This is a genomic window from Brevundimonas sp. UBA2416, assembly GCF_002343105.1.
GTDB lineage: Bacteria > Pseudomonadota > Alphaproteobacteria > Caulobacterales > Caulobacteraceae > Brevundimonas.
Genome location: NZ_DDRM01000046.1, coordinates 70,314 through 88,801, shown reverse-complemented (window position 1 = coordinate 88,801; position 18,488 = coordinate 70,314). Strand labels below are relative to the sequence as shown.

17 protein-coding genes are annotated in these 18,488 nt (G+C 69.6%); 10 read left to right on the top strand and 7 right to left on the bottom strand.

What is annotated here, in order from left to right; genetic code table 11:
* The first annotated feature begins 33 nt into the window (after positions 1-33).
* From mutS to trpS, 4 genes are read left to right on the top strand one after another with little or no spacing between them, the layout of a single operon-like run.
* Complete coding sequence (mutS, locus tag B3E43_RS15480; RefSeq protein ID WP_292031097.1) at positions 34-2,727, top strand: DNA mismatch repair protein MutS; 2,694 nt, start codon at positions 34-36, stop codon at positions 2,725-2,727.
* Positions 2,724-5,414: a [protein-PII] uridylyltransferase gene (gene glnD / locus B3E43_RS15475; RefSeq protein WP_292031096.1), complete on the top strand. Its 2,691-nt coding sequence runs from the start codon at positions 2,724-2,726 to the stop codon at positions 5,412-5,414. Before mutS ends, glnD begins: the two co-directional genes overlap by 4 nt.
* A gap of 32 nt (positions 5,415-5,446) precedes the next feature.
* Positions 5,447-7,042, top strand: coding sequence for a murein biosynthesis integral membrane protein MurJ (gene murJ / locus B3E43_RS15470; protein WP_292031095.1), 1,596 nt, complete (start codon positions 5,447-5,449; stop codon positions 7,040-7,042).
* Positions 7,042-8,082, top strand: coding sequence for a tryptophan--tRNA ligase (gene trpS, locus B3E43_RS15465; RefSeq protein WP_292031093.1), 1,041 nt, complete (start codon positions 7,042-7,044; stop codon positions 8,080-8,082). The genes murJ and trpS overlap by 1 nt, the downstream gene beginning before the upstream one ends.
* Here trpS and B3E43_RS15460 read toward each other — a convergent pair whose 3' ends face one another.
* Together B3E43_RS15460 and B3E43_RS15455 are read right to left on the bottom strand one after the other, a co-directional pair.
* Entirely contained in the window at positions 8,083-9,435 is a 1,353-nt protein-coding gene (locus B3E43_RS15460) for an RsmB/NOP family class I SAM-dependent RNA methyltransferase (protein WP_292031091.1), read from the bottom strand.
* A gap of 50 nt (positions 9,436-9,485) precedes the next feature.
* On the bottom strand, positions 9,486-11,474 hold the full coding sequence (locus tag B3E43_RS15455) for a potassium transporter Kup (protein WP_292031087.1): 1,989 nt from the start codon (positions 11,472-11,474) through the stop codon (positions 9,486-9,488).
* A gap of 243 nt (positions 11,475-11,717) precedes the next feature.
* Between B3E43_RS15455 and B3E43_RS15450 the strand changes: the two genes are divergently transcribed.
* Positions 11,718-12,188, top strand: a complete 471-nt coding sequence (locus B3E43_RS15450) for an Rrf2 family transcriptional regulator (protein ID WP_292031085.1) — start codon at positions 11,718-11,720, stop codon at positions 12,186-12,188.
* Between the two features lies 1 nt (position 12,189).
* Positions 12,190-13,002, top strand: coding sequence for an SDR family NAD(P)-dependent oxidoreductase (locus B3E43_RS15445; RefSeq protein ID WP_292031083.1), 813 nt, complete (start codon positions 12,190-12,192; stop codon positions 13,000-13,002).
* On the opposite strand, the gene B3E43_RS15440 is transcribed toward B3E43_RS15445, so the two are convergent.
* Together B3E43_RS15440 and B3E43_RS15435 are read right to left on the bottom strand one after the other, a co-directional pair.
* A complete protein-coding gene (locus tag B3E43_RS15440; RefSeq protein ID WP_292031081.1) occupies positions 12,999-13,382 on the bottom strand; it encodes a DUF1801 domain-containing protein in 384 nt (127 codons plus the stop codon). The genes B3E43_RS15445 and B3E43_RS15440 overlap by 4 nt on opposite strands.
* A 3-nt stretch (positions 13,383-13,385) precedes the next feature.
* The gene (locus tag B3E43_RS15435; RefSeq protein WP_292031078.1) at positions 13,386-14,084 is read right to left on the bottom strand and encodes a MarC family protein; all 699 of its coding nucleotides are present in this window, start codon (positions 14,082-14,084) and stop codon (positions 13,386-13,388) included.
* Positions 14,085-14,178: 94 nt separating this feature from the next.
* On the opposite strand from B3E43_RS15435, the gene pyrF reads away from it, so the two are divergent.
* The gene (gene pyrF, locus B3E43_RS15430; protein ID WP_292031077.1) at positions 14,179-14,904 is read left to right on the top strand and encodes an orotidine-5'-phosphate decarboxylase; all 726 of its coding nucleotides are present in this window, start codon (positions 14,179-14,181) and stop codon (positions 14,902-14,904) included.
* A gap of 5 nt (positions 14,905-14,909) precedes the next feature.
* Here pyrF and B3E43_RS15425 read toward each other — a convergent pair whose 3' ends face one another.
* The 3 genes from B3E43_RS15425 to B3E43_RS15415 all read right to left on the bottom strand — a co-directional run bounded on the left by B3E43_RS15425 (position 14,910) and on the right by B3E43_RS15415 (position 16,735).
* Positions 14,910-15,848 (bottom strand): hypothetical protein, encoded by a 939-nt coding sequence (locus B3E43_RS15425; RefSeq protein ID WP_292031075.1) that lies wholly within the window; start codon positions 15,846-15,848, stop codon positions 14,910-14,912.
* Positions 15,849-15,984: 136 nt separating this feature from the next.
* Positions 15,985-16,440 carry a hypothetical protein gene (locus B3E43_RS15420; RefSeq protein ID WP_292031073.1) on the bottom strand — a complete coding sequence of 152 codons (456 nt, stop codon included), beginning with the start codon at positions 16,438-16,440 and terminating at the stop codon, positions 15,985-15,987.
* Positions 16,441-16,498: 58 nt separating this feature from the next.
* Positions 16,499-16,735: a DUF1674 domain-containing protein gene (locus tag B3E43_RS15415; RefSeq protein ID WP_292031071.1), complete on the bottom strand. Its 237-nt coding sequence runs from the start codon at positions 16,733-16,735 to the stop codon at positions 16,499-16,501.
* Positions 16,736-16,822: 87 nt separating this feature from the next.
* Here B3E43_RS15415 and htpX point away from each other — a divergent pair, with 87 nt between their 5' ends.
* The 3 genes from htpX to B3E43_RS15400 form a co-directional block, all read left to right on the top strand.
* On the top strand, positions 16,823-17,773 hold the full coding sequence (gene htpX, locus B3E43_RS15410; RefSeq protein ID WP_292031069.1) for a zinc metalloprotease HtpX: 951 nt from the start codon (positions 16,823-16,825) through the stop codon (positions 17,771-17,773).
* 46 nt (positions 17,774-17,819) lie between these two features.
* Entirely contained in the window at positions 17,820-18,095 is a 276-nt protein-coding gene (locus B3E43_RS15405) for a hypothetical protein (RefSeq protein ID WP_292031068.1), read from the top strand.
* Positions 18,096-18,192: 97 nt separating this feature from the next.
* Positions 18,193-18,488: argininosuccinate synthase domain-containing protein (locus B3E43_RS15400; protein WP_292031066.1), on the top strand; the 296-nt coding region annotated here is incomplete at its 3' end.

The window sequence follows — 18,488 nt, the reverse complement described above, 5'->3', positions numbered from 1 at the left end:
CGCCCCCGCAATCCTTCACCCTGTCGCGTCCCCATGAACGCCCCCCTCGTCCATCCCCCGACAGCCGACGCCGTCCCGTCCAGCGAGGGGACGACGCCGGTCATGGCGCAGTTCCTGGCGGCCAAGGCCAGCCAGCCGGACGCCATCGTCTTCTTCCGCATGGGCGATTTCTACGAGCTGTTCTTCAAGGACGCCGAGATCGCCTCGGCGGCGCTCGGCATCACCCTGACCAAGCGGGGCAAGCATCAGGGGCAGGACATCCCCATGGCCGGGGTGCCGGTGCATGCGCTGGACGGCTATCTGGCGCGGCTGATCCGGCAGGGGTTCAAGGCCGCCATCTGCGAACAGCTTGAGGCCCCGTCCGAGGCCCGCAAGCGCGGTTCCAAGGCTGTGGTCCATCGCGACATCGTCCGCGTCGTCACCCCCGGCACCCTGACCGAGGACAGCCTTCTGGACGCACGCGGGGCCAATCGGCTGGCCGCCGTCTCGGTGCGCAAGGGTCGGGCGGCCGTCGCGGTGGTCGAGCTTTCCGCCGGCTCGGTCGACGCCGTGGCCTGTTCGCTGGAAGACCTTGGGGCGACCCTCGCCTCGTTCCGGCCGTCCGAAGTGCTGGTCCCCGACCGGCTGTTCTCCGACGAAACGACCAGGGCGGCGCTCGACGGTTCCGGCGGCGTGGTCCAGGCCCTGCCTCAGGCGCTGGCAGAGCCGGTCGGGGCGCGGGTTCGTGTCGAGCGGCTGTACGGCGTGGCCTCGCTGGACGGTTTCGGCGCCTTCGAGGAGGCCGAGGTCTCGGCCCTCGGCCTCGTGGCCGCCTATCTGGAGACGACCCAGGCCGGAAAGATCCCCGCCCTGTCCCCGCCGCGCCGTTCGGGCGAGACCGGCCTCCTCGCCATCGACCCGGCGACGCGGCTCAGCCTCGAGATCGACCGCACCCAGCGCGGCGAACGCGAAGGATCGCTGTTGGCCTGCATCGACCGGACCGTCACCTCGGGCGGTGCGCGGGCCCTGGCAGAACGGATCGCCCGGCCGCTGCGCGACCCGGCCGAAATCAATCATGGACTCGACGCCGTCGAATGGCTGCTCGAACGCCGAGACCTGCGCCGTGATCTGCGCGACGGTTTGCGGGCCTCGTCCGATGTCGCCCGCGCCGTGTCACGGCTGGTGCTGAGCCGCGGCGGACCGCGCGACCTGGCCGCCATCCGGACCGGCCTGTCGATCGCCGAAGGCATCGCCGGCCTTTTTCCGCTGGCGCGCGAGCCTCTGACCGGTCCGCCGGCGCGGATCGTCAGCTGTCTCGATCGGCTGACGCTATCGCCCGATCTTGGCCGGCTGCTGGTTGATCTCGCCGAGGGTCTGGTGGCCGAGCCGCCGCATCTGGCCCGCGACGGAGGCTTCGTCTCCGCCGGCTATCGTCCCGAACTCGAGGAAGCCCGCCGCCTGCGCGACGACAGCCGCCGCGTGGTCGCCGATCTCGAGGCGCGCGCCGTGGCGGAGGCGGGCGTTCCATTCAAGATCCGGCACAACGCCGTACTCGGCTATTTCCTTGAGGCCAGCGCCAAGGCGGCGGAGCCCCTGTTGCGGCCGACGGGCGAGAGCCCCTTCATCCATCGTCAGACCCTCGCCAATCAGGTCCGGTTCACCACCGTCGAACTGTCGGAGCTGGACGCGAAGATCAGCCAGGCCGGCTACCGCGCCCTCGCCATCGAGGGCGAGACCTTCGAGGCCTGGCGGACGACGGTCCAGTCCCTGGCCCGGCCGCTGCAGGCTGTCGCCGAGGCGCTGGCCGAGCTGGACGCCCACGCCGCTCTGGCGGAATGGGCCGAAGAGGTCGGCGGCGTCCGCCCCTCCATCGACGACACCACCTGTTTCGAGATCACCGCCGGTCGCCATCCGGTGGTCGAGGCGGCGGTGAAGGCGCAGGGCGACCCCTACACCCCCAACGACTGCAGACTGGACGGGTCCGGGTCCGCCTGCGCCCGGCTGTCAATCGTCACCGGCCCAAACATGGCCGGCAAGTCGACCTTCCTGCGCCAGAACGCCCTGCTGGTGGTGCTGGCGCAGGCGGGCGCCTTCGTACCGGCGAAGGCCATGCGGCTGGGCGTCGTCGACCGGCTGTTCAGCCGCGTCGGCGCAGGCGACGACCTCGCCCGCGGCCGCTCGACCTTCATGACCGAGATGGTCGAGACCGCCGCCATCCTGACCCAGGCAACCGACCGGTCGTTCGTGGTGCTGGACGAGATCGGGCGCGGCACTGCCACCTATGACGGCCTGGCCATCGCCTGGGCCGTGGCCGAGGCCCTGCACGACCGCAACCGCGCCCGCACCCTGTTCGCCACCCACTATCACGAGCTGGCGGGGCTGGAGACCCGGCTGGCGCACGTCTGCAACCTGTCGATGGCGGCGCGGGAATGGAACGGCGATCTGGTCTTCCTGCACGAGGCCCGGCCCGGCGCGGCCGACCGCTCCTATGGCGTGCAGGTGGCCAAACTGGCCGGCGTGCCCCCCGCCGTCGTCAGTCGCGCCCGCGAGGTGCTCGACCGACTGGAGGGCGAGAAGACCGCCGCCGTCAGCCTGGACGATCTGCCCCTGTTCGCCATGGCCGAGCCGACGCCGCCCCCGCGCTCCTCGGCCGTCGAGGACGCCCTCGAGGCCATCGAGCCCGACGAACTTTCGCCGCGCGAGGCGCTGGAGGCGCTGTACCGGCTGAAGGGCCTCGGCCGCCGGTGACCGACATCCTGGACGACCGGCTGATCAAGGCCGCGTCCGCGCCCGACGTGCGCAAGGCCGTGGCCGCCATTCTCGGAGACTCCTTCGACGCCGCTCGCGGCCGCATCGCCCGGCGCCTCGACGCGGGCGGGGAGGGCGTCGAGGTGGCCCGGCTCTATTCCGCCGCCGCCGATGACCTGTTGAACGCCCTGTGGCGGTTCACAACCGTAACCCTCTACCCCGCCGCCAACCCCAGCGAGGCGGAAAGGCTCAGCCTGATCGCGGTCGGCGGCTATGGCCGGGGCGTGCTCGCACCGCACTCGGACCTCGACCTGCTGTTTCTGCGCCCGTGGAAATCGATCCCGCGCACCGAACAGGTGATCGAGTTCATGCTCTATGTCCTGTGGGACCTCGGGCTGAAGGTCGGCCAGTCGGCGCGGTCCGTGGACGAGTGTCTGGCCCTGTCGAAATCCGACATGACGGTGCGCACCGCCCTGCTGGAGGCCCGCCCGCTGGCCGGGGACGAGCGGCTGGCGGAGGACTTCATTACCCGTTTCCGCACCCTGGTGGTCAAGGCCGACCCCCGCCCCTTCATCGCCGCCAAGCTTGAGGAACGCGACGTCCGTCACCAGAAGTCCGGCGCAGTCCGCTATCGCGTCGAGCCCAACGTCAAGGACGGCAAGGGCGGCCTGCGCGACCTCAACACCCTGTTCTGGATCGCCCGGTCGCTGGCGCCCGACAGTCCGCTGGGCGCGCGGGTTATGGACGACCTGCTGACCGCGCGGGAGCGGCGCACCTTCGAGGAATCGTTCGACTTCCTGTGGCGGGTCCGCGCCCATCTGCATCTCACGGCGGGACGGGCCGAAGAGAAGCTGACGTTCGACCTTCAGCCCGAGGTGGCCCGGCGGATGGGGTGGCGCGGGCGCGGCGACGAGCCGGCGGTCGAGCGCTTCATGCGCCGCTACTTCCTCGTCGCCCGCGACGTCGGCGCCCTGACCCGCGCCATGTCGGCCAAGCTGGAGGCGCGCCAGCAGAAGTCGACGATGAGCCTGTCGCGGCTGATCCCCGGACGCAAACGCAAGCTCGGGGTCGAGGGCTTTACGGAGGATGCGGGCCGTCTCTCGGTCAAGGGCCCCGAGGTGTTCGCCGAAGCGCCCGAAAAACTGCTGATGCTGTTCCGCACGGCGGATGAGCACGATCTGGACCTGCATCCAGACGCCTTTTCGGCCGTCAGCCGGTCGCTGTCGCTCGTCACTCCGTCGCTGCGTCGCGACCCCGAGGCGACGCGCGCCTTTCTCGACATCCTCGCCCACGGCCAGCGGCCGTACCGCGTCCTGACCCTGATGAACGAGACCGGCCTGCTGGGCCGGTTCCTGCCCGAGTGGGGGCGGATCGTCGGCCAGACCCAGTTCAACATGTACCATGCCTATACGGTCGACGAGCACACCCTGCAGGCCATCGGCATCATCAACGACATCTGGCGCGGCAAGCTGAAGGCCGAGCATCCGTCCTCGACCGAGATCGTCCATCGCATCGACGACTTCGAGGCCCTGATGCTGGCCATGCTGCTGCACGACGTCGGCAAGGGCGGCGACCGGGGCCAACTGGAGGACGGCGCCATCGCCGCGCGCCGCGCCTGCGACCGGCTGGGCCTCGATCCGAGGCGGACCGAGTTCGTGGTCTGGCTGGTGCGCAATCACCTCGCCCTGTCGGACTACGCCCAGAAGCGCGACGTTTCGGACCCGGCGACGGTCAAGGCCTTCACTAGACTGGTGGGCGACCCAGAGCGGCTGAGGACCTTGTTGATCCTGACCGTGGCCGACATCCGTGCGGTGGGACCGGGCGTCTGGAACGCCTGGAAGGGCGGGCTGATCCGCGACCTGTACCAGCGCACCGAGGGCGTCTTCCGCGGCGAGGACGTGGTCCACGCCGATCCTCTGGACGACTATCCCGAACTGGTCGGCCGGGCCCGGCTGAACGGCGCGGCGGTCGAGGCCCTGGCGGTACAGGCGGACGAGGCGGAGGAACACGCCGCCACCCGCATCGCCGTCGCCGCGCGCGACCGGCCGGGCCTGTTCGTTGATCTGGCCGGCGCCCTGGCCGCCGCCGGGGCCGATGTCGTCGGGGCCCGGGTGGCGACCGCCGGGGACGGAACGGCGCTGGACGTGTTCGAGCTTCAGGACGGCGGCGGCGCCCCCTATGGCCAGGCGGAGCCGCGGCGCCTGACCCGGTTGATCGAGGCGCTGGAAGCCGCCGCCCGAGGCGGAGCCCGGATCGCGCCGGCGCCGACCCCGGCGCCCAGTCCGCGCCGCGCGGCCTTCGACGTGCGGCCGACGGCCATTGTGGATCTTGATGAAAACCCCGATGCCGCCGTGATCGAGGTGTCGGGCGCCGACCGGCCGGGCCTGCTGGCCGACCTCGCCCGCGTCCTGGCCGACAATGGCCTGTCGATCCGTTCGGCCCATATCGCCGGCTTCGGCGAGCGGGCCGTCGACAGCTTCTATGTCACCGATCCCAAGGGCCGGAAGCCGAAGCCGGGACCGAAGCTGGAGCGGCTGAGGGTTCAGCTCGAGGCCGTGCTCGACCGCGTGGACCGGGCAGGAATCCGGCTCTCCGCCCCGGTCCGCGCCAGCCTGCGGGACGTGTCCGAGGTGGGTCGGCGCGGTTCCGCGCCGGACCCCGTATCGCGCGCGCCAGAAGCAGGATAAGCGCTGATCCGAACCGCCATTCCGAGCCCCTGATGAGCCTCGCCCGTAACACTCTTGTCCAGGCCACCCTGACCCTGGGCAGCCGTGTGCTCGGATTCGCCCGCGACATGGCGCTGGCGGCCCGCTTCGGCCAGGGGCCGATGATGGACGCCTTCACCACCGCGCTCATGCTGCCCAACATGTTCCGGCGTCTGTTCGCCGAGGGCGCCTTCGCCCAGGCCTTTGTGCCGGTCTATGGCGGCGTCCGGGCCCGCGAGGGCGATGAGGCCGCGGCGGTCACGGCCTCCGAGGCCATGTCCTTCATGCTCGCCGTGGTCGCCGGCTTCTGCATCGTTCTGCAGGTGCTGATGCCGTGGATCATGCCCTGGCTGCTGTCAGCCTATCGGGATCAGGCGGAGATCATGACGGTGGCGGTGACCGCCACCCAGATCGCCATGCCCTATCTGGCCTGTATGACGGTGGCATCCCTGCTGTCGGGCGTGCTCAACACCGGCGGGCGGTTCGCCCTTTCGGCGGGCGTGCCGGTGTTTCTGAACCTGTGCACTCTCGCCCCGCTGCTGGCGGCCTGGGTCATTCCCGCCAGCCAGCCGCAGGTGTTGCTGTGGGTCACCGCCGCCGTGACCCTGTCCGGCCTGATCCAGGCGGGCCTGCTATGGTGGGGCGTGCAGCGACTGGGGATCACCATCCGGCTGTCGTGGCCGAGACTGACGCCGAATGTGAAGCGCGCCCTCGCCCTGGCTGTGCCCGGCGCCATGGCGGGCGGGGCCATGCAGGTCAATTCGGTGGTCAGCCAGATGCTGGCCGGGTCGGACGAGGGCGCCCGTTCGGTGCTCTACAACGCCGACCGCCTCTATCAGCTGCCGCTGGGCCTGATCGGGGTCGCCATCGGCCTCGCGCTGGTGCCGCGCCTGACCAGGGCCTTTGTCACGAAGGATCACGAGGGCGGGCGCAAGACGCTGGATGACGGCATCACCCTGGCCATGGCCTTCACCCTGCCGGCCGCCGTGGCCCTGTTCGTTATTCCGTTCTTTGTCATCGACGCGACGGTGACCCGCGGCGCCTTCACCAGCGAGGATGCGGCCCGCACCGCGGACGTGTTGCGCCAGTTCGCCTGGGGCGTCCCGGCCTTCGTCCTCGCCAAGGTCCTGACCCCGCCCTTCTTCGCCCGCGAAGACACGCGCCGGCCGATGATCTACGCCATCGCCGCGGTGATCTTCACAATCGTGGTCGGCGCCGGCCTGTTCTTCGGACTGTCCCGCATGGGCGTCGACGGCGTGCTGGGTCTGGCCGTGGCGACCAGCCTCTCGGCCTGGATCAATGTCGCGCTGCTGGGCGGGACCCTGATGCGCGAGAACGTCTGGCGGCCCTCGCCGGCCTTCCTGTCGCGCCTGCTCCGCGTCCTGGCCGCCAGCGCCGTGATGGCGGGGCTACTGGTCCTCGCGGGGATGGGATACGAGACCCTGAGCCGTGTCCTGCTGGCCAAGGAAATCGCCGTCCTCGTCGTCTGTGGCGCAGGCGCCCTTGTCTATGGCGCCTGCATCGTGCTTTTCCGCGCCGTCAGCGTGGCCGAACTGAAGGCGACGCTGAAGCGTGAACCGGGCGCAGTCGCGCCGACCGGACTGGATTGATGACCGACGCCTCCCCCGCCCCCGCCTATACCGGCCCCCGCCGCATCCTGTCCGGCATCCAGGCGTCCGGTGCTTTGCATCTGGGCAACTACCTCGGCGCCCTGAAGCGGTTCACCCAGCTGCAGGACACGGGCGCGCCCTGTTTCCTGTTCGTGGCCGACCTGCACGCCATCACCGTCTGGCAGGACCCCGCCCTGCTGACCGCCCAGACGCGCGAGATCGCCGCCGCCTATCTGGCGTCCGGGCTCGATCCAGCGCGCTCGGTTATCTTCCCGCAGTCGGCGGTGCGGGCCCACTCCGAGCTGGCCTGGATTCTCAACTGTGTCGCCCGCCTCGGCTGGCTGGACCGGATGACCCAGTTCAAGGAGAAGTCGGGCAAGCACAAGGAGCGCTCCAGCGTCGGCCTCTACACCTATCCGGTGCTGCAGGCGGCCGACATCCTGCTGTACAAGGCCACCGAGGTGCCGACCGGCGAGGACCAGAAGCAGCATCTGGAACTGACCCGCGACATCGCCGCCAAATTCAACAACGACTTCAACGCGCCGGGCTTCTTCCCCCTGCCCGAACCGCTGACCCAGGGACCGGCGCCGCGGGTCATGAGCCTGCGTGACGGGGCCGCCAAGATGAGCAAGTCCGACCCGTCGGACCAGTCGCGCATCAATCTGACCGACGACGCCGACACCATTGTCGCCAAGATCCGCAAGGCCCGCACCGACCCCGACGCCCTGCCCGAGACGCTGGAAGGCCTCGAGGGCCGCGCCGAGGCGAAGAACCTGGTCACCATCTACGCGGCCCTCGCCGACATCAGCCGCGAGGCCGTGCTGGCGCAGTTCGCCGGACAGGGCTTCGGCGTCTTCAAGCCGGCGCTCGCTGACCTCGCCGTCGCCTCCATGGCCCCCGTCTCGGCAGAGATGCGCCGGCTGATGGCCGACCCGACCGAGATCGACCGGGTGCTCAGGGACGGCGCCGAGCGCGCCGCGGCCATCGCCGATCCGGTGGTGGACGAGGTGAAAAAGATCGTGGGCTTCTGGCGCGCCTGATCAGGCGATCCGGTCCAGCCGGGCGATGAAGAAGCCGTCCAGCCCGCCCTTTTCCGCCCACATCGACGGCAGGATGCGCAGCCAGCCTTCGGGCGTCAGCGCCTCGTCGGGCGCGCCGACCTCCGCGGGAACGGCCGGCGCCGTCCTGAAGGCCGGGTTGCGGCGCAGGAAGGCGATGATCTGGGTCTCGCCCTCCTCGCGCTCCAGCGAGCAGACGCAATAGACCAGACGGCCGCCCGGCCTGACCCGGACCGCGGCTGCGTCCAATAGCCTGTGCTGGACGTCGGCCAGCTTGGCCACGTCGGCGGGCTTGGTGGCGCGCAGGACTTCGGGATTGCGGCGGAAGGTGCCGGTGGCGGTGCAGGGCGCGTCCAGCAGGACGGCGTCGAAGGCGCGCGGATCGTCCCAGTCCTCGGCCGGCACGGCCACAACCTCGGCTTCCAGGCCCGTGCGGGCCAGATTGGCCCGCAGCCGGTCCAGCCGCTTGTCGGACCGGTCCAGCGCCACGACCGAAGCGCCCGAGGCGGCGATCTGCAGCGTCTTGCCGCCAGGAGCGGCGCAGAAATCAACGATTGATTCGCCGGACTTCGGCGCCAGCAGGCGGACCGGAACGGCGGCGGCGGCGTCCTGGACCCACCAGATTCCATCTTCGAACCCGGGCCAGCTCGCGAGATCGCCGCGACGGCCGGTGCGGACGGTGTTTCCGGCCATCACCTCGCCGTCCAGCGCCTCGGCCACGGCCGCCGCATCCACGTCGGGCTTCAGGCTCAGGTCCGTGGCCGGCTCCTCGCGAGCGGCCAGCGCCAGACCCAGGAGGGTCGCCTCGCCATAGGTGGCGCGCCAGCGGGCGGCCAGCCATTCAGGAAGATTGGACTCGGCCGTGGTCAGGCCGGGCCCCTCGCGCTCGATGCCGCGCAGCACGGCGTTGACGAGGTTCTTGTAAGGCCGGGTCTTGGTCTCACGTTCGGCCAGTTTCACCGCCGTCGAGACCGCCGCAAAGGCGGGCGTCTCGAGCACCAGCGTCTGGGCCAGCGCCACGCGCAGGATGGTGCGCACCGCCAGCGGCGGGGCCTTCTGCAGCTTGCGGTCGAGGATCTGGTCGATCTCGCCGAGGCGGCGCAGGGCGGCCATGGCCACGGCGCGGGCGAAGGCGCGGTCGGGTCCGGGCAGGTCGGCGACCTCGCGGAACGACAGGGCGGTGTCCAGCCCGCCACGGCCCTCAAGCGCTGCGTTCAGCAAGACCCCGGCGGCCAGTCGGGCCTCGACGCCGATGTCGGGGCCGTCGTCTCGGGGGTCCGCGACCTGGACCCGGGCCTTCGGAGGCCGGGTTCCGGCGCGGGCCTTGTCCGCCATCCGGCGTCCTCGCGCGGCCGAGCTGCGGCCGCCGCCGGCGGGTTCGCGGCTCACACCGACACCTGGGTGCCCAGCTCGACCACCCGCCCTGGAGGGATGTGGAAGAAGTCGGTTGGATTGGCGGCGTTTCTCATCAGGAAGATATACAGACGATCCTGCCAGATCGGCATGCCCTTGTGCGCCGAGGGGATCACCGAGCGACGGCCGAGGAAGAAGCTGGTCGACATGATGTCGAACTTCAGCCCCTGTTTGCGGCAGACGCCCAGCGCCTTGGGAATATTGGGCTGCTCCATGAAGCCGTAGGAGATGGTCAGCTTCTTGAAGTCGTCCGAGATGGGCTCGATCGTCACCCGCTCACTTTCCGGCACGCGCGGCCGGTCGGTCGTGCGGACGGTCAGGATGACGTTCTTCTCGTGCAGGACCTTGTTGTGCTTGAGGTTGTGCATCAGGGCGACGGGCGCGATGTCGGCGTCCGAAGTCAGGAAGATGGCCGTGCCCGGCGCACGGTGCGGCGGGCGCGCCCGCAGCATCTCGATCAGATCGGTCAGCGGCAGACTGTCCTTGCGGGTCTTGTCCGTCAGAATCTGGGTGCCGCGCACCCAGGTCCACATCAACAGCACCAGGCCGCCGCCGAGCACGAGCGGGAACCAGGCCCCCTGCGGGATTTTCAGCAGGTTCGAGGTCAGGAAGACCAGATCGATGACGAGGAAGGGCGTAATCGCCGCAAAGCTGAGCGGCAGGCTCCATTTCCACAGCCGCCGGACGATGAACCAGGCCAGCAGGGTATCGACGAACATCGAGCCGGTCACGGCGATGCCGTAGGCGGCGGCCAGGGCGGTCGAGGTCTGGAACGTCACCAGCAGGGCCAGAACCCCGAGCATGAGCAGCAGGTTGACCGAGGGCACATAGATTTGCCCCGCCTGGCTCTCGCTGGTCTGCATGATCTTGATGCGGGGCAGCAGGCCCAGCTGCACCGCCTGCTGGGTGACCGAGAAGGCGCCCGTGATCACCGCCTGGCTGGCGATGACGGTGGCGATGGTCGCCATGATCAGAACGGGCCAGTAGGCCGCTTCCGGCACCATCATCCAGAAGGGATTCTCGGCGGCAGCCGGCGTCGCCAGCACCAGGGCGCCCTGGCCGAGATAGTTCAGGGTCAGACAGGGCAGGACGAAGACCAGCCAGCCCTGGCGGATCGGCGCCTTGCCGAAATGGCCCATGTCCGCATACAGCGCCTCGGCGCCGGTGACGGCCAGGAAGACGCTGCCCAGGATGACGAAGCCCAGGAAGCCGTTGTCGAACAGGAACAGGATCCCGTAGTGCGGCGACAGGGCGCGCAGGATCGAGATGTCGTCAAAGATGTGCCAAATCCCCAGTCCCGCGAGAATGAGGAACCAGACCGCGGTCAGGGGGCCGAAGAAGCGGGCCACGCTGGCCGTGCCGCGCGACTGGATCATGAACAGGGCGATCAGTATGCCCGCCGCGATCGGCAGGACGAACGGCACGAGGGCGTCGCCCATGCCGGGCGCATCGCGCAGGCCCTCAACCGCCGAGACGACCGAGATCGCGGGGGTGATGACGCCGTCGCCGTAGAACAGGGCCGCACCGCAGACGCCGAGCAGGAAGACGAGGCCGGAGCGCCGCCCCATGGCCCGTTGCGCCAGGGCCATCAGGGCCAGGGTGCCGCCTTCGCCCTTGTTGTCGGCCTTCATCAGAAAGACGACGTATTTCAGCGTCACGACGAGCAGCAGCGCCCAGAAGACCAGCGACACGACGCCCAGAACGGCCAGTTCAGCCGCCCCGCCGCTCTTGGAATGGTGCAGCGCCTCGCGCATGGCGTAGAGCGGGCTGGTGCCGATATCGCCAAACACGACGCCGATGGCGCCAATGATCAGACCCCATTTGCCGGCCTTGACGTGACCGCCTTCGCCGGCCGCCGCGGGGTGCGGATGGGCCGGGGCGACCGATTTGTCGGAAGGGGTCTGGGAGTTTGAGGCGGCGGCGGCGGCGCCGTCTTCACCTTGGGGAGAGGCCCCGGCCATGAAGTTCCTCCGGGACCCCGCACACTGCGGTACCCATCCAAAGAGCGGCGAGCCTTTAGGCCCTTTCCGCAAGCCGTTCAATCGTGCTGCAAGCGCGAAAGTTCCTGGCCGCCCCGGGTCCGACCGGGGTCGGCTCGAGGACAGGCTATGGGTCGGGATATCCCGAAGGGTCGACGATCGCGGCCCACCAAAATGGCCCGGTTTGTGAAAGCCCGTCCACGCGCCTATCTTGAGGCCAGCATCATGTCAGACAGCCAACGCTTTCCCGTCGCCGCCCACGCCCTGGCCTATCTGGCCCACAAGGGCGCCGTCTCGCCGGCCCAAGCCGTGCCGAGCGCGGTTCTGGCCGCCTCGATCCCGACCAATCCCGTCGTCGTGCGCCGTGTGACCGCCCTGCTGGCCAAGGCCGGGCTGATCGCCACCCGGCCCGGCGCCTCGGGCGGGGCCTGGCTGCTGCACAAGCCGCAGGACATGTCGCTGGAGACGGTGTTGCGCGCCGTCAACGGATGCGCCCATCTGGGTTCGCCGCCCGCCGGGGCCAAGGGCTGCCCGGTCAGCGAGCATATTCCGCGTCAGGTGGCCAAGGCCCTGACCGCCGCCGATCAGGCCGCGGGACAGGCCCTGTCAAAGATCACCATCGCCGACCTGCTGGATCACGAACCGGCCTCGCTGGCGGCCTTTGCGCCGCACGCCTCCTGCCCGGTCGCCGCCTGAGATGAGTCTGCCGTCGCGGTCGCGGCCCGTGGTGCTGATCACCGGGGCGTCAGCCGGCATCGGCGCCGCCCTGGCGCGGGTCTATGCGGAGAAGGGCTGGGACCTGATCCTGACGGCGCGGCGCGAGCCGGCCTTGCGGGCGCTGGCGGATGAACTGGCCAGGATGGGAGCGGCGTCCACCGTCCTGACCGAAGACCTGGCCGATCCGGCCGCCCCGCGCCGGTTGTTCGACGCGATCCAGTCCAGGGGGCTGACGGTCGACGGTCTGATCAACAATGCGGGCTTCAGCCGGACGGACGGCTTTCTCAACACCGATCCGGCGGCGCATCGCGCCATGATCCAGGTCATGCTGGCCGCGCCGGTCGAGCTGGCGCGGCTGTTCACCCCGGCCATGGTCGATCGGGGCTTCGGCCGCATCCTCAATGTCGCCTCTCTCGCCGGCCAGATGCCCGCGACGGGCGGCGACACCCTGTACGGCCCGATCAAGAGCTTCCTGATCAAGGCGTCGCAGGGGCTGCATCTGGAGCTGCTTGGGACCGGCGTCCACGTCACGGCGCTCTGCCCCGGCTACACCCTGACCGAATTCCACGACGCCAATGGGACCCGCGAACAGGTGTCATCGGCCTATCCGGCCTGGATGTGGCAGACCGCCGACCATGTGGCGCGGGTCGGCTACGAGGCCTGCGAGGCCAACCGGCCGAAGGTCACGCCTGGCGCCATGAACAATCTGCTGGCCGGCTTGGCCAAACACCTGCCCGATCGGGTGGCGCTGGGAATGGTCGGCGGCCACGCCAAACGGCTGAAGCGAATCTAGCGGGTCGCCTCGAACCAGCGCCGGCAGATGTCCGCAAAGGCATCGGCATGGTCGGCGATGGCGGTTTCATCGGCGAAGACGACCACGCCGCGGTCCGGCGCCGCCCACCGGATCAGGCCGGTATCGTCCGGAAAGACGAAGGCCGAGGCGTCCTTCACCTTGACGCCGCGGTGCATGATCGCCCGCACGCCGCCTTTCGGCGCGACACCGACGGTGATCCGGTCCTCGCCGTCGATGCAGAAGCTCGGCCCGTTCCATTTGATGTGTTCGGTGACGCCGTCGGCCGCGCCGAGGACCGCGGCCCGCAGACGCTCGACCGCGCGGCGGACATCCGGCGTCTGCGCGGCCAGCCAGGCCTCGACAGTCGGCCCCCTGGCCAAGGTCTAGTGCCCGCCATCCGGATAGGGCGTCGTGGCGATGCTGCTGAACATGCCGGGGATGGCTTCCGACAGGCCGGCGAGGATGAACTGGATGGCCAGGGCGCACAGGATCAGGCCCAGCACCCGCACGATGATGGCCATGCCGATCTCGCCCAGCAGACGGCTGATCGGACCGGTCAGGGTGAAACAGACGAAGGTGGCGAAGCCCGCGGCGACGATGGCCACCACCCCGGCCGCCTGGCCGGCGGGTCCGACCTTCTCGGCCTCTCCGGCCTGGATGATGATGGTCGAGATGGCGCCGGGGCCGATCAGCAGGGGCATGGCGAAGGGCACGACCAGCCGCTGGAAGCGGCGGCGGGCGTAGCCCTTGTCATTCGCCGCATCCTTCACCGCATCGGGGTCGGCGAACATCTTGAGGAAGTCCTCGCGCGTCATGTCGAGGCCCAGCAGCAGCAGCAGGATGCCGCCGGCGATGCGGAAGGCGGCCAGCGAGATGCCGAAGAACTGAAGCAGTCCCAGGCCGGTGAAGAAGAAGAAGCACAGGAAGATGACGATGAAGATGCAGATCAGGGCCGAGACCGAGAGCCGCTGGCGCATCGAGGCGCCGGCCGTCGCGGCCGCGAAGATCGGGATATTGCCGATCGGATCCACCAGCGCGAACAGGGCCACGAACAGGTTGACGCCCAGATCGACCGCGTCCATTTGCTGACCTCGCCCTGCAATTCACCCAACCGCGGCCCATCAAGGCTGACGCCCGCGCACGCGTCCAGCCTAGCGGGTCGAACGGAGCGACGCCATGACCCCCGTACTGACCGACTCCCGCTTGATCATCGGTCTCGATCTGCCGTCTATCGAGGCGGCCCGGGCCATGGTCCATCGGCTCGGCGCGACGATCCATTTCTACAAGGTCGGCCTGACCCTGCTGGCCCGACCCGGCGGCGTGGCCTTCGCCCATGAGCTGCGGGCGTCAGGCAAGTCCGTATTCCAGGACTGGAAACTTCACGACATCGGCGCCCAGGTGGAGGGCGCGGCCCGGGCCGTGGCCGAGGGCGGCTGCGACCTGTTGACCGTCCATGCCGAGCCGCAGGTCATGCGCGGCGCGGTCAAGGGGCGGGACGCGGCGGGCGCCGGGACCAAACTTCTGGCCGTCACCGTCCTGACCAGCCTGTCGGACGCCGACCTGACCGACATCGGCTACGGCTTTTCCGCCCGCGACCTCGTCGAACGGCGGGTGAGGCAGGCGCTGGAGTGCGGCGTGGACGGGGTGGTCTCAAGCCCGCTGGAGGCGGCGCGGGTGCGCGAGATCGCCACCGAAGCGGGACGCCCCGACTTCCTGATCGTCACCCCGGGCGTCCGGCCCGAGGGCGCGGACAAGGGTGACCAGCAGCGGGTGGCCACGCCAGCCGCGGCCCTGGAGGCCGGCGCGACCCATCTGGTCGTGGCCCGACCGGTGGTCGGGGCCGAGAATCCATTGCTGGCGGCCTCGGCCATCGTCGCATCGATCGACGGAGTCGGCCGCTAGCTCAATCAGCCGCGCTCGCCGGGCTCCTGGCTATAGTGCTGGCGGGGCGGTTGCGAGGGACGGGGCCGTTCGGGGCGATAGGGGCGCGCGGGCGGAGCCGGCGGCTCGTAGCGGGGCGGTTCCGGACGGTAGGGCGGCGGATAGGGGGCATAGTCGTCGCCGCCGTGGTCGTCGTCATGATCCACAGGGGCGCAGCCGCCGCAGCTGTTGCGGCCGTCAATATAGCCCCGCTCATAGTCGCCGATCCCGACGTCGGGACGACCGCCGCAGCTGCCGCCGCAACGACCGCCGTACGAACCGTAGGACTCACGGCTTTCGTAGACGCTGTAGGAGCTGTGCTCGTAGCCGTAGTCTTCCCGCCGGCCGCCGCTGTCGCAGCCGCGGCGCTCGCTGTGGCCGTAGCGGCCGCCGCGGTCCTCGCCGTCGCGGCAGACGGTGGTCGCGACACAGGCCGGGGCGCGGCGCCCGTTGCGGCCGAAGCCCTCGACCACATAGCCGAACGGCGCGCTGGCGCAGGCCCGACCCTCATAGACCTCTTCATTGTAGATCGCGCCGCCGCCGTAATAGCCGCCGACGTCCCCGCCACCACCGCCCACATAGACGGCGCCGTAGCTGCCGCCGCCGCGCCGGATGCCGCCGACGTCATAGGCCCGGGCGTTGAAATAGCCGCCGGCCGACGCGCCGGCGAAGGCGTTCGCGCTGGCGTTCGCATTCGCGTTGGCGTTGACGTTCACATTGATGTTGCTGTTGAAGCCGCCGCCGTGAGGCGGGGGCGGCGTATGGGGCGGAGGCGCGGGCGGCGGCCGATGCCCGCCGCCGCCGCAGCTGCTGCCGCAGCCTCCGCCGCTCCCCGGATGGCCACCGCCGCGCCGGTCGCCGGCGAAGGCGGGGCTGGCCGCCAGGATCGCAAGAGCGGCGACTGCCGCAAGGTTAATCATTCGCATGACGCCGACTCCGATGTGGAGCCGTTGTAAGCGTCTGGAATATAAAGGGTTCAGATTGCACCGAGCGGGCGAAAGTCCGCGCCCGACTTTCCCCGACAGGCCCTCAAATTAACCTTTCGGGTCGCAACAACGCCCCTCAGCGGTCGTAAAGATAAACCTCTGAGCACCCGCAATCCCGGTCGCGGCGCCGCGAGCGCCCGTCGTCCGACCACCGCCGCGATGAGGGCGACCGATCGTCGTTGTAGCCCCATTCGTCGCGATAGGCGGGCCGCGACGGCGGGTCTTGTCGACGGTAGCCGTGGTCGCTGTGTCCCCGGCCGTAACCGTGGCCGTAGCGATCCCGGCCATGGCTGTAGCCATACCCCTGGCCGTATCCCGGCGCGGGCACATAGACCTGCGGCCGGTCCGAATAGCCGTCCGCCCAAAGGCCGGTCCCGACATAGGAACGGGTCTCGACCTCGGACAAGGGACTGCCGCCAACCGGCCGGCCGTAGGCATTGAGATAGATCGGCTGGCCCCAGGTCTGGGCCGAGGCGGCACCGGCGAGAGCGAGGGTGGCGAGGGCTGCCGCGGCGGCGAGGGTGCGGATCATCGAGGTGTCTCCTGGAACACCCAGGTTAACACCGTTCGCCGGCCTTTGTTCTCCGCGGTCAGAAATCGACCGCCAGACCCTTCTTCTCCCAGTCGCCGTAGCGGGTCGGCTCGGGGCCTCGCGGGCCGCCGTGTTCGGTCGGCAGATCGGTCCCGCCCCCGGCCATGCGGCGTTCGGCGGCCTCCAGCAGGGCGCGGCGCGCGGCCTCGGTCAGGGGCCGCTCCGGGGTGGCGTTCGGCACATCGGCGTTGAAGGCCGGCGTCGGGGTTTCGTCGGGGGTGGGATGATCGGTCACAGCGGCCTCGCCTTGAGCCTGGGCGTTGATCCGCACACATGATGTGTTCGCCCCTCATGCGCCAGTTGCGATCGAAAATTCCGGACCATGAACCACCTCAAGACCTTCACCCTGCTGGCGGCCCTGACCGCCCTCTTCGTCGGCCTCGGCTATCTGATCGGCGGGCCGACCGGCATGCTGATCGCCCTGGTGTTCGCCGGCGGGATGAACCTGTTCAGCTACTGGAACGCCGACAAGATCGTGATGAAGATGTACCGGGCCCAGCCGGTCGATGAGCATCACCCCAACGCCGTGGTCCGCACCTATGTCGCCGATGTGGTTCAGATGGCGCGCGACGCGGGCCTGCCGCGGCCGGTGATCGCCATCATCCCCAACGACCAGCCCAACGCCTTCGCCACCGGCCGGAACCCGGAGAATGCCGCCGTCTGCGCCACCACGGGCCTGCTCGACATGCTGACCCGCGAGGAGATCCGCGGGGTAATGGCCCATGAGCTGGCCCATGTGAAGAACCGCGACACCCTGACGATGACAGTGACCGCGACGGTCGCCGGCGCCATCGCGGCCCTGGCCAATTTCGCGCTGTTCTTCGGCGGCGGAAACCAGGACGAGGAACGTCCTGGCGGCATCATCGGAACCCTGGCCCTGATGATCCTGGCGCCCATGGCCGCCGGACTTGTCCAGATGGCCATCAGCCGATCGCGCGAATATGAGGCCGACCGTGTCGGCGCCGAGATCGCCGGCGATCCGCAATCCCTCGCCTCGGCCCTGCAGAAGATCGACGGCCATGCCCGCCAGATCGTCAACACGACCGCCGAACGCAATCCGGCCTCGGGCCAGCTGTTCATCATCAATCCGCTGGCCGGCCGCGGCGCCGACAACCTGTTCTCGACCCATCCGGCGACCGGCAACCGGGTGAAGGCGCTGATGGAGCTGGGAACCAGAATGGGTATGGCGCCGCGCCGCGCGGCTTTCGTCGACTCTCCGGTCTCGACCAGCGTGCCGTCCACGCCGTCTCAGCCTCGCGGGCCCTGGGGCTAGCCCGACCCGCTGTTGCCGCGCGTGTCGCGGCTGCTAGTCTCCGGCCATGGCTGAAGAGACCGAGACCGTCGAGGACATCGCCGCCGGGATTCTGAACGGCGTAATGGTCTGCGTCCTGAGTGCGGCCTTCCCGGTCCTGCTCGGCTGGCAGGCGGTGGTTCAGCGCGAAACGTGGGACGTCCGGTCCATGCCCATGCAGGATTCACTGTCGGGCGTCGTTCTGTTGCTTCTGAGCTTCTATTTTCTGACTGTCGGCTTCCGGTCGGTCCGAAAGAACATATCGGCCCTTCGCCGCCGCCGCGGCTCATTCCCGATAGACTGACCCTGCCGCATTCCCGCCCTTGCATCGCGGGGCGTCTGGTCCTTTAAGCGCGCGCACACGTCCCAAACGCCTCCCCGCGTTCGCCGAAAGACCAGCCATGACCCAGTCCGCGCCCAAGAAGGTCGTCCTCGCCTATTCGGGCGGTCTCGACACCTCCATCATCCTGAAATGGCTGCAGACCGAATACGGCGCGGAGGTCGTGACCTTCACCGCCGACCTGGGCCAGGGCGAGGAGCTGGCGCCGGCGCGCGAGAAGGCGCTGAAGATGGGCATCAAGCCCGAGAACATCTTCATCGACGACCTGCGCGAGGAGTTCGTTCGCGACTACGTCTTCCCGATGTTCCGGGCCAATGCGCTGTATGAGGGCCAGTATCTGCTCGGCACCTCGATCGC